The sequence below is a fragment of the Streptomyces sp. MnatMP-M17 genome, from assembly GCF_900091995.1.
Taxonomy (GTDB): Bacteria; Actinomycetota; Actinomycetes; order Streptomycetales; family Streptomycetaceae; genus Streptomyces.
Genome location: NZ_FMDK01000028.1, coordinates 1 through 10,716, shown reverse-complemented (window position 1 = coordinate 10,716; position 10,716 = coordinate 1). Strand labels below are relative to the sequence as shown.

At 71.0% G+C, this 10,716-nt stretch carries 7 protein-coding genes, 1 tRNA gene and 2 pseudogenes; 5 read left to right on the top strand and 5 right to left on the bottom strand.

All coding sequences use genetic code 11. The features are described from left to right. The 5 genes and pseudogenes from GA0115259_RS39905 to GA0115259_RS01650 form a co-directional block, all read left to right on the top strand. Positions 1-874, top strand: a pseudogene (locus GA0115259_RS39905) (DNA polymerase III subunit gamma and tau); the annotation flags it as partial. 149 nt (positions 875-1,023) lie between these two features. Further along, positions 1,024-2,277: a phosphoribosylamine--glycine ligase gene (gene purD, locus GA0115259_RS01665; protein ID WP_093589720.1), complete on the top strand. Its 1,254-nt coding sequence runs from the start codon at positions 1,024-1,026 to the stop codon at positions 2,275-2,277. Positions 2,278-2,746: 469 nt separating this feature from the next. Further along, positions 2,747-4,603, top strand: a complete 1,857-nt coding sequence (locus GA0115259_RS01660) for a M48 family metalloprotease (RefSeq protein WP_093589717.1) — start codon at positions 2,747-2,749, stop codon at positions 4,601-4,603. Between the two features lie 247 nt (positions 4,604-4,850). Next, complete coding sequence (locus tag GA0115259_RS01655; protein WP_093589714.1) at positions 4,851-6,329, top strand: N,N-dimethylformamidase beta subunit family domain-containing protein; 1,479 nt, start codon at positions 4,851-4,853, stop codon at positions 6,327-6,329. A gap of 100 nt (positions 6,330-6,429) precedes the next feature. Further along, positions 6,430-7,332 carry a phosphoribosylaminoimidazolesuccinocarboxamide synthase gene (locus tag GA0115259_RS01650; protein ID WP_093589711.1) on the top strand — a complete coding sequence of 301 codons (903 nt, stop codon included), beginning with the start codon at positions 6,430-6,432 and terminating at the stop codon, positions 7,330-7,332. A gap of 117 nt (positions 7,333-7,449) precedes the next feature. Here GA0115259_RS01650 and GA0115259_RS01645 read toward each other — a convergent pair. The 5 genes and pseudogenes from GA0115259_RS01645 to GA0115259_RS01625 form a co-directional block, all read right to left on the bottom strand. Further along, a tRNA-Gly gene (locus GA0115259_RS01645) sits at positions 7,450-7,522 on the bottom strand. Positions 7,523-7,544: 22 nt separating this feature from the next. After that, complete coding sequence (locus GA0115259_RS01640; RefSeq protein ID WP_237539688.1) at positions 7,545-8,213, bottom strand: response regulator transcription factor; 669 nt, start codon at positions 8,211-8,213, stop codon at positions 7,545-7,547. Beyond that, a complete protein-coding gene (locus GA0115259_RS01635) occupies positions 8,210-9,634 on the bottom strand; it encodes a histidine kinase (protein WP_237539687.1) in 1,425 nt (474 codons plus the stop codon). Before GA0115259_RS01635 ends, GA0115259_RS01640 begins: the two co-directional genes overlap by 4 nt. Positions 9,635-9,667: 33 nt before the next feature. Then, on the bottom strand, positions 9,668-10,477 hold the full coding sequence (locus tag GA0115259_RS01630; protein WP_093589705.1) for an ABC transporter permease: 810 nt from the start codon (positions 10,475-10,477) through the stop codon (positions 9,668-9,670). Then, positions 10,474-10,716: pseudogene (locus GA0115259_RS01625) on the bottom strand (ABC transporter ATP-binding protein); the annotation flags it as partial. The pseudogene GA0115259_RS01625 and the gene GA0115259_RS01630, both read right to left, overlap by 4 nt.

Sequence of the window (10,716 nt, the reverse complement as noted above, 5' to 3'; positions counted from 1 at the left end):
CGGCCCGGCCGCGCCGTCGCAGCCCGCCGCTGCCTCCACCGGTGGTGGCGCGCCGGGCCCGGGTCCGAGCTCCGGCCCCGGTATGGCGCAGGGCGCGGGCCAGGTGCGGAACATGTGGCCGGACATCCTGGAGGCCGTCAAGAACCGCCGGCGCTTCACCTGGATCCTGCTCAGTCAGAACGCGCAGGTGGCCGGGTTCGACGGCACGACGCTCCAGGTCGGCTTCATCAACGCGGGCGCGCGCGACAACTTCACCAGCAGCGGCAGCGAGGATGTGCTCAGGCAGGCGCTCGCCGAGCACTTCAATGTGCAGTGGAAGATCGAGGCGATCATCGATCCCTCGGGCGGCACCCAGCCACCGTCCGGCGGCGGCGCGGGCGGCGGAGGCGGTTACGGCGGCGGTCCTGGTGGAGGTGCCGGGGCCGGCTTCGGCGGTGGTGGCGCCGGAGGCGGTGGTGGTCACGGAGGCGGCGGCTCCGGCAGCGCTCCTGGGAACGGGAACAGCGGAGGTCCTGGGAGCGCCGGAGGCCCCGGGAACGGCGGTGGTTACGGAGGCCGTCCCTCGGCATCAGGTCCCGCTCCGGCCACCTCCTCGGCTCAGCGGCCCGCCCCGCCCACCGCTCCTTCCTCGCCATCCGCGCCCGCGCCTCACACGCCCACAGCGCAGTCCCAGGCTTCCGGGCCGACCGGGAACCCGGGGCCGCCGCGCTCCGACAATCGGCCCGCCTCGCCTCCGCCACCGCCTCCCGTGGCCCCGGAGGACGACACTCCGGAGGAGGACGATCCGGATCTTGTCGACTCCGCGCTCTCCGGCCATGACCTGATCGTGCGCGAGCTGGGCGCGACAGTGGTGGAGGAGTACACGAACGAGTAGCGGCCCGGCTTCGGCGTACGGGTGGGGCGTACGGCCTTGGGCGGACCCGGGGCGGGGCGTAAGGGCGGGGCGTACGGCTGATACTTGGACGGGCCCCCGTCCAAGGCCCGTACACGGGACAGCGCTCCCTCCCGGCTAGGCTGCCTCCCGTGAAGGTCCTTGTCATCGGCGGCGGCGCCCGCGAACACGCCCTGTGCCGCGCTCTCTCCCTCGACCCCGCGGTCACCGCTCTGCACTGCGCGCCCGGCAACGCCGGCATCGCCGAAGTGGCCGAGCTGCACCCGGTGGACGCACTGGACGGCGCGGCCGTGGCCCGCCTCGCCACCGAGCTGGAGGCCGGACTCGTCGTCGTCGGTCCCGAGGCACCGCTGGTGGCCGGAGTTGCCGATGCCGTACGCGACGCGGGCATTCCCTGCTTCGGCCCGTCGAAGGAAGCGGCCGAACTGGAGGGATCCAAGGCCTTCGCCAAGGATGTGATGGCCGCGGCGAACGTTCCGACGGCCCGCAGCTATGTCTGCACCACCCCGGAGCAGATCGACGAAGCGCTCGACGCCTTCGGCACGCCGTACGTCGTCAAGGACGACGGGCTCGCCGCAGGCAAGGGCGTCGTCGTGACCGCCGATCTCGCGAAGGCGCGCGAGCACGCGCTCGCCTGCGAGCGGGTCGTCATCGAGGAGTTCCTGGACGGGCCCGAGGTCTCGCTCTTCGCGATCACCGACGGCGAGACGGTCCTGCCGCTCCAACCCGCGCAGGACTTCAAGCGCGCGCTCGACAACGACGAGGGCCCCAACACGGGCGGCATGGGCGCGTACTCCCCGCTTCCATGGGCCGAGCCCAAACTGGTGGACGAGGTTCTGGAGTCCGTTCTCCAGCCCACGGTCGACGAACTGCGGCGGCGCGGTACGCCCTTCTCCGGGCTGCTGTACGCGGGTCTCGCGATCACGGGCCGCGGCGTACGGGTCATCGAGTTCAACGCACGCTTCGGCGACCCGGAGACGCAGGTGGTGCTGGCCAGGCTCAAGACTCCGCTGGCCGGTGTCCTGCTGGCGGCGGCCGAGGGAACGCTCGTGGATCTGCCGCCGCTGACCTGGCGGGACGACGCCGCCGTCACGGTGGTCGTCGCCTCGCACAACTACCCGGACACCCCGCGCACCGGTGACCCGATCGAGGGCCTCGCGGAGATCGCCGCGCAGGATGCGCCTCACGCGTACGTACTGCACGCGGGAACCCGGCGGAAGGACGACGGTACGGTCGTGAGCGCGGGCGGTCGCGTACTGTCGGTGACGGCTATGGGCAAGGATCTGACGCAGGCCCGCGAGCGGGCGTACACGGCGGTGAACCGCATCACCCTGGCGGGCTCGCAGCACCGTACGGACATCGCGAGCGAGGCCGCGAAGGCCTGACGACGGCCGGCCCTCCGGCCGGACGAACGGCCGGGAAGACGGCCGGGGGACGGGCCACACCGGGCCGATGCCGGGCCCGTGCCGACGGCCCGGTGCCGATCGCGCGTGCCCCGCGTGCTTTGCATGCCCCGCATGCCCCACGCGCCCTACCCTGCGTTCTTACGCATGGCCCCTACGCGTCCGCCCTCCGGACCTCCGCCAACCGGCGCAACGCACGCCCTCCCGTACCCGGGCACGAGCCTCGTCCGGCCCGGGAACCGGGCTCACAGCGCCATTCGTCAGCAGCTTTGACCAGAGCCATTCCATCGAGTGACGAATGGCCCATCCGGATGACGGGTCGCCGGGGTCCAACTAGGGTGCGGCGCATGCGTACCGGCACTTGGCCCATCGACATTGCGATGTCAGTGACGGGTGCCACAGTGGGGTAGTGAGCAAAGCGGTGCAGGGGCAGAGGGGGTGAAGTCCGACCATGTCCGGTTCCAGTTCCAGCTCTCGTTCAAGCTCCGGTGCCTCCGGCGCCGGCTCAGGCATCGGTGACGAGCTGGGGGCTCAGGGCGCCCGAGTCCGCGCGCTCGCCGTGCTGCGGGTCCGCAGCAGGGCGCTGGCCCTGGCGCTGCTGCCCGCGGCCGTCGCTGTCGTGCTGCTGGCCGGAGGGGCCACGGGCCATCTCCACGGAGCGAGTTGGGACGCGGCCCGCTGGGCCGTGACGGCCTTCGCGGTGGTCGTGCTGCTGCTCGGCGCCACCGTCGCCGCCATGATCGCCTTCGCCAGGCCGGCCCTCAGTCCCACCGTCGCGGTCAGCGAGTCGGCCGCTCCCGATCTCTACCGGCTCGTACGCGATCTCGCGGAGCGCCTCGAAGTGCCGGCGCCCTCCGCCATAGCGCTGACCCCGGACTGCGACAGCTGGCTGGAGGACCGTACGCATCCGGCACACGCGTCCGCGCACGCGCATGCCTCCGCGTCTGCGCCCGCGCTCCCCGGCGCCGGCCGCCGACGGCGTACGCCCGCCGCCCCGGTCCTCGTGATCGGTTCGCCCTTCCTGTGGTGGATGCGGGTCGCCGAGCTGCGCGCCGTGCTCGCACCGGTCGTCGCGGGTACGGGGCCCTCGGCGCACCCGGACATAGCCGCCGCCCGGCGCTTCGTCCGCGGGCTCGACGCGGCTGTCGCCGTGGCGTCCCGTCCGGGCCGGGGAGCGATGGGGAGAGCGGCGTTCGGCCTGGTCGGCCGTATCGCCCGGTTGTTGCTGCGCGGCTGTGGCGAGCATGCCGCCCAGATGGAGCGTGGTGTCGCGGCAGCCGCGTCCGAGCGTGCACAGGGTGTGGACTACGGCCTGCGGATCGTCGCCCAGGAACAGGTGGGCCTCGCGTACGCGGGCTGGGACCGGCTGCTGACGCGGGTCGCGCTGCCCGCCTGGCGCATGGGCCGCTGGCCCTCCCGGCTGGACGCGGGCGTGGTGTCCGCCCTGACCGAGCTGTCCCGCCGTGACCGGCTGGCCGAGGGCTTCGCCTCCCGGCTCGGGGAGCGGCCGGCCTGCGATCTGCTCGAAGAGCCTGGCGCGGTTGACGAGGCGGCGTCCCTGCTGGCCGCGCGTCTTTTCCACGGCGGCCCGGCCGAGGCCGGGCCCGACTGGTCCCCGGTGGACTGGCAGCAGTATCCGGAGGAGGTTGTCGACCGTAAATGGCGTACGGAAGCGGCCAGGCTGCACCGCGTCCTGGACAGTCTGGGAGTACGCCGCTCGACGGACACCGCCTCGTCCACGATGGCACCAGGTCCCACGCTGGCCCGGGTCATGGACCATCTCTCGTCCCAGGCGTCCCAGGCGTCCCAGGGTGCCGCCACCTCCGCCCAGGGCGGCACCGGCGGTGAGACTCACGGCTACGGACACGGCCATGAACACGTAGACGCACACGAACACGGTCACGGTCACGGCGACGCCGGTGACGCCCTGGCCGCCGGCATCAGCGCCGAGCTGGCGCGCGAGGAGGCGGCTTCGCCGCCCGTTCCCGCCGGGGCCGGGACGGGCGGCTCCGTGACCCTCTGGGGCACGGACCCGCTGCCTCTCTCGCCGCTCCAGCCGCCTCGTACGGGCAGGGAGCTGCTCGCCGACCACGTGACGGCGATGGTCTGCTGCTCGGCCGTCGACACGGCGGGTGCCACGCCCGGCCTGGACTGGCTCGACGGACCGACTCTGCTGATCGGCGGCGAGCGCCACGCGGACCTGGGCGGGCGCGTCCTCAGCCTGGTCGAGGGAGGTGACGCGGAACCGCTCCGTTCCTGGCTGGCCTCGCTCGGCGTACGGCCGGAGAAGCCCGTACGTCTTGTGTGACCAGACCAAACCAGACCAGACCAACCCGCCTCCGAGCCCCGCCCATCCACCCACTTCCGTCACGCCCGCCTCATACCGAATCCCCCTTATCACATCTCGCATCCGGATCTGAGCGTTCCGTTAACGTCAATTCACGACGAACGGTGACGAGCCGCATGCGTTATGTGATGTGCTGGAGACCGGAGCTTGTAGCAAAAACGGCCGTACCACCCGATGTGGCACGGCGGACTCGGAGGAGGGGCGTGCGATGGGGGCGGACCAGATCCGACGAGCGGAACAGATCCGGCGATGGGAATCGGGCGCTCTCGCCCACGCGGTCAGCGATCCGTTCGGCCAGGGCCCGCTGCCCTGGCTGCGCGGCAGTGAGAACTACTTCGACGACACCGGCCAGCTCGTGCCCTGGTACGCCGATCCGACCTTGGGCCGGGACCGCGGCGGCGGTCTCCGTACGGCCGACGACGTACGCCGCCAGATCAAGGGCTTCGCGTCCACCGGCGGAGTCGCTCCCGGCGAGGCGATCGACTTCCATGTCACTGTCGACCCGCCTCAGCAGTTCTCCGTCGACATCTACCGGATCGGGCACTACGGCGGCGACGGCGCCCGCAAGATCACCACCAGCCCCCGGCTCTCCGGTATCGTCCAGCCGCCGCCGCTCGCCGCCGACCGCACCGTCTCCTGCCACCACTGGTGGCTCTCCTGGCGGCTCCAGATTCCGGAGTACTGGGAGCTCGGCGCGCATGTCGCCGTCCTCACGACCGTCGACGGCTACCGCTCGCACATTCCCTTCACGGTCCGCGACAGCCATCCCGCCGATCTGCTCCTCCTGCTTCCCGACATCACCTGGCAGGCGTACAACCTCTACCCGGAGGACGGTCACACCGGCGCCAGCCTCTACCACGCCTGGGACGAGGAGGGCCGGCTCCTCGGCGAGCAGGACGCCGCGACGACGGTCTCCTTCGACCGCCCGTACGCGGGCGCCGGTCTGCCGCTCCATGTCGGCCACGCCTACGACTTCATCCGCTGGGCCGAGCGGTACGGCTACGACCTCGCCTACGCGGACACCCGCGATCTGCATGCCGGCCGGGTCGATCCCACGCGCTACCGCGGTCTGGTCTTTCCCGGCCATGACGAGTACTGGTCCGTCCCCATGCGCCGCACCGTCGAGCTGGCGCGCGAACAGGGCACGTCGCTCGTCTTCCTCTCCGCCAACACCCTGTACTGGCAGGTGGAGCTGGGCCCTTCGGCCTCCGGTGTCCCCGACCGGCTGCTGACCTGCCGCAAGCGCCGTGGTCCCGGACGTCCCGCGCTCTGGCGCGAGGTGGACAGGCCCGAGCAGGAGCTTCTCGGTATCCAGTACGCGGGCCGGATCCCCGAGCCGCATCCCATGGTCGTACGGAACGCCGATCACTGGCTCTGGGAAGCCACCGGCGCGGGCGAGGGCGACGAGATCGACGGACTCGTCGCGGGCGAGGCCGACCGCTACTTCCCGCGCACCGCGCTGCCCGAGCACCAGGACCGCATCCTGCTCGCACACTCCCCGTACCGCGACAGCGAGAACATCAAGCGCCACCAGGAGACCTCGCTCTACCGGGCGCCGTCGGGCGCGCTGGTCTTCGCCTCGGGCACCTTCGCCTGGTCTCCGGCGCTGGACCGGCCCGGCCATGTCGATTCCCGTATCCAGCGCGCGACCGCCAACCTCCTGGACCGGATCTGCAAACGGGACTGACCCAGAACGGGGGCGCGCGGTACCCCTGCGAGCTGCGACTTCCGGCATACGGGAGAATCGAGGCGATCTTCAAGATCGGACAGAACCACGGGGAGGAACCGTGTCCGGATTCGTAGAAAAGCCCGAGCCCCAACAGGTGCCGGGTCTGGTGCATCTCCACACCGGCAAGGTGCGTGATCTGTACCGGAACGAGGCGGGCGACCTCGTGATGGTCGCCAGCGACCGTATCTCCGCCTACGACTGGGTGCTGCCCACCGAGATCCCCGACAAGGGCCGGCTTCTCACCCAGCTCTCGCTCTGGTGGTTCGAACGGCTCACCGAACTCGTACCGAACCATGTGATCTCCACCGAGGTCCCTTCCGGCGCTCCCGCCGACTGGGCCGGACGCACCTTGATCTGCGAGCCGCTGCGGATGATCCCGGTGGAGTGCGTCGCCCGCGGCTATCTCACCGGCTCGGGACTCACGGAGTACGACGAGTCCCGTACCGTCTGCGGACTCGCGCTCCCCGAGGGCCTGGTCGACGGCTCCGAGCTGCCCGGCCCGATCTTCACTCCCGCCACGAAGGCGGCCGTCGGCGAGCACGACGAGAACGTGCCGTACGAGGAGGTGGCCCGCCAGGCCGGCGCCGAGACCGCCGCCCTGCTGCGCCGGACGACTCTCGATGTGTACAGCCTGGCCCGTGACCTGGCCCGAGTCCGCGGGATCATCCTCGCCGACACCAAGTTCGAGTTCGGCTTCGACGTCGACGACCGGCTGGTGCTCGCCGACGAGGTGCTGACTCCCGACTCCTCGCGCTTCTGGCCGGCGGACTCCTGGGAGCCGGGACACCCGCAGCCGTCCTACGACAAACAGTACGTACGCGACTGGCTGACCTCTCCGGCCTCCGGCTGGGACCGCGCGAGCGAGCAGCCGCCGCCTCCGCTGCCGCCGGAGGTCGTGGAGGCCACGCGGGCGCGCTATGTGGAGGTGTACGAACTCCTCACCGGCAGTACCTGGCAGTAGAAGCCGGTCACAGCGACGCGGACCAGGGCCCGCGAAGACGCGAACCAGAGCCCGCAAACCAGAACCAGTGACACGAGGAAGCCCCCGGTCGACCTGACCGGGGGCTTCCTCTTCCTGAGCGGACGACCAGGTTCGAACTGGCGACCTCAACCTTGGCAAGGTTGCGCTCTACCAACTGAGCTACGTCCGCATGCGCCGTGGCGCGTCTGCCACTATACCCAACCTCGCCCGCGTGCGAGACGCACAGCCGTATGACGATTCTCGGCGCCGAGTTTGGACACGGCGGACGAGAGATAGTTCCGTACGGTCCCCTGCGACAGCGAGGCGCGCTCCGCGATCTCCGCGATCGGCGCACCGTCCGCCGCCAGCTCCAGCACCTCCGCCTCCCGCACGGTCAGCGGCGAATCCCCCGCCGAGATCGCGTCGGCCGCCAATTCCGGGTCCACGAAGCGGTTTCCCGCGTGCACGGTACGGATGATCTCGGCGAGCTGCTGTGCGCTGACGGTCTTGGGTACGAAGCCCCGTACGCCCGCGGCCAGCGCCCGCTTCAGATGGCCGGGCCTGCCATGACTGGTCACGATCATCGTCCGGCAGCCGGGCAGTTCCGTACGGAGCGATGTGGCGACTTTCACACCGTCCGCGCCCGGCATCTGGAGATCGAGAACGGCCACATCGGGCCGGTGCGCCCGCGCCATCGCCAGCGCCTCGGGTCCGGACGCCGCCTCGGCGACCACCAGCAGATCGTCTTCGAGCGCGAGCAGCGCGGCGAGCGCGCCCCGGATCAGATGCTCGTCGTCGGCGAGCAGCACCCGCACGGGAGCGGCGACGGGAGCAGGCACGGGACCGTGTACAAGATCGTTCTGATCGGCCAGGGACGTCATACCCCGACCACCTCCTCGGCGGACACAGAGCCATGTCCGGGGCCATGTTCGAGCCCGGGTCCGTGGCCAAGCCGGTCGGGGCCCGGCGCCGGCAGTGGCACCCGAGCCGTCAGCCGGAAGCAGCCGTGCCCCGTGTGCCTCGCCTCCAGCGTGCCGTCCAGCGCCGCGAGCCGCTCCCGCAGCCCGGCGAGACCGGAGCCGCCGTTCGAACCTTTCCGTATGGGTTCGGCGGAGGCCGTCGCGTCCACCGGCACACCGTCGTTCTCGACGACGAGGACCGCTTCCCGGCCGTCGGCGTCGGCCTGGCCGTTCTCCTCGCTCTCCGACAGCCGTACGGTGCACCGCTGCGCGTCCCCATGGCGCAGCACGTTCGTCGTCGCCTCGCGCACCACCCATCCCAGCGCCGACTGGACCTCGGCCGGAAGACCGCTGCGACTGTCCCCGCTCAAGCCACCGGTCCCGCCCCGGCCACTGTCCCCGCCGACCAGACCGTCCGCTCCCTCGATCAGGCAGTCGATGCCCGCCGCCGTCAACACCCCTCGGGCTCCTTCGAGTTCCGTGTGCAGATCCGCCTCGCGGTATCCCCGTACGACATCCCGTACCTCACGCTGCGACTCCCGCGCTATCCGCTGCACCTCGGCCATCTGGGCCACGGCCTCCGGTCGGCCGCGCTCGGCGAGCTGGACCGCCAGCTCGCTCTTCAGCGCGATCACCGCGAGATTGCGGCCCATGACATCGTGCAGATCGCGTCCGAAGCGCAGCCGTTCCTCCGCGACCGCGAGCCGTGTCTGAAGTTCGCGGGCCGCGTCCAGATCCCAGACGGCCTTGAGCAGCCAGGCCGAGAAGACATAGGCGAAGACGAGGGCCGTGCCTGCGAGGGCGACCCCGACGACATTGCCGACGACGATCCTGGCAGGCATGGACAGCACCAGGGTGATGGCCGCCGTACCACCGACCGTGCCGAGCACGGCGTACGCCATCTGGCGATGCGTACGCAGGCCCATGGCGACCGACGCCAGACCGAAGACCGCGAAGCCGACCAGCAGCAGTGCGTTCTCGCTTTCATCGGTGATCACATCGGTGGCGCGCAGGACGAGAGCGACCAAGGCGCCTTCCGCTGAGGCCACGGCCACGGCCAGGGTCAGTCGTACGGGCCGCTCGCGCCGGCCGAGACGCCAGTCCAGGGCCTGGGACTGGAGCAGACAGCAGAGCGCGGCCTGCAAGCAGACCAGCAGGAACAGCCATCCGCCGAGCGGTCCGTGACCGGCGGTCAGCGACGGGACGCCGATCAGCGCCAGCTCCATGAATCCGAAGAGGTAGAACGACCAGCGGGTATAGATCTCGACCTTGACCGGCTTGCTCTTGCCGTGCCACCAGCCCGTCAGCCCGGACATCGCGCCTTCTCCATCCAGCTCCCCCATGCGCACGCGCCTTCCCTGCCTCGCCCTCGGTGCTCAGCGCCGCGGCTCCCACCGGAACCATCGCTCGACAGCGAACACGGCGAGCACCGTCCAGGCCAGCGCGCCGAGCGCGGCCCCCATCAGGTCGTACCCCTCCATACCGCCCAGCCATCCCGCCCTGATCAGAGTCATCACTCCGGTCATCGGCAGCAGCTCGCACAGGGAGGCGATCCTTTCGGGCAGCGCCTCCAGCGGGACGAACAGCCCCGAGCCGACGACCGAGATCATGAACAACGGCATCGTCGTGAGCTGGACGCTCTCCACGGTACGAGTGAACGCGGAGGTCACGGCGGCCAGCGCGGTCAGCAGTACCAGTCCCGCCAGCAGCCCGCCGATCAGCACCACCGGCTGCCGCGGCGCCCGTATACCGAGGAAGGCGACGCCGGCCGCGATCAGCACGGCGGACTGTGCGAACGCCAGCGCCACGGCGGGCAGTGCGGTGCCGGCGAGTATCTCGCGGTCGGACACCTCGATCGTACGGAGCCGTTTGAGCACCAGTTCCTCGCGCCGGGCCGTGTACGCGGAGGCCAGGTTGGCGTAGACGGCCATGATCAGCACCACGCCGATACCGCCGGACAGCGCGGCCTCGACGGCGTTCATCCCGGTCCTGTCCAGGTCGATCTGCCCGAGCGAGGACTTGATCCCCGCGATCATCGCCACCGGTATGAACAGCGCGGCGAACAGCGCCGTCCTGTTCCGTACGAGCAGCGTGAACTCGGCTTTCCCGAGCGCCCCGAGACGCCCCGCGACCGTGGTCGTGCCCGCCCTCGCCGTACTCAATCCGGCCGTACCCTCCGCGCTCATCGCAGCCCCACCGTCCCTGTCATCCCCGTCGTCTCCACCGCTTCCGCGCTTCCGCTCCGTGCCGCGATATCCAGAAAGGCCTCTTCGAGGGAGGCGGACCGTGCGTCCAGTGCCTCCAGTTCCACATCCGACTCCCGTGCCCATCGCAGGAGTTCGCCCAGATCCCGTTGGAGCCGACGGGTACGTATCTCCACCCGCCGTCCCTCTGCGGCGGCCCGCAGCGACAGTGGCAGGCGCCC

What these genes read in the sequence shown, in the direction of transcription:
- GA0115259_RS01655 (WP_093589714.1), top strand. Translation starts at nt 4,851, where the DNA reads ATGGGGGCGGACCAGATCCGACGAGCGGAACAGATCCGGCGATGGGAA.
- GA0115259_RS01660 (WP_093589717.1), top strand. Translation starts at nt 2,747, where the DNA reads ATGTCCGGTTCCAGTTCCAGCTCTCGTTCAAGCTCCGGTGCCTCCGGC.
- GA0115259_RS01630 (WP_093589705.1), bottom strand. Translation starts at nt 10,477, where the DNA reads ATGAGCGCGGAGGGTACGGCCGGATTGAGTACGGCGAGGGCGGGCACG.
- GA0115259_RS01640 (WP_237539688.1), bottom strand. Translation starts at nt 8,213, where the DNA reads ATGACGTCCCTGGCCGATCAGAACGATCTTGTACACGGTCCCGTGCCT.
- GA0115259_RS01635 (WP_237539687.1), bottom strand. Translation starts at nt 9,634, where the DNA reads ATGGGGGAGCTGGATGGAGAAGGCGCGATGTCCGGGCTGACGGGCTGG.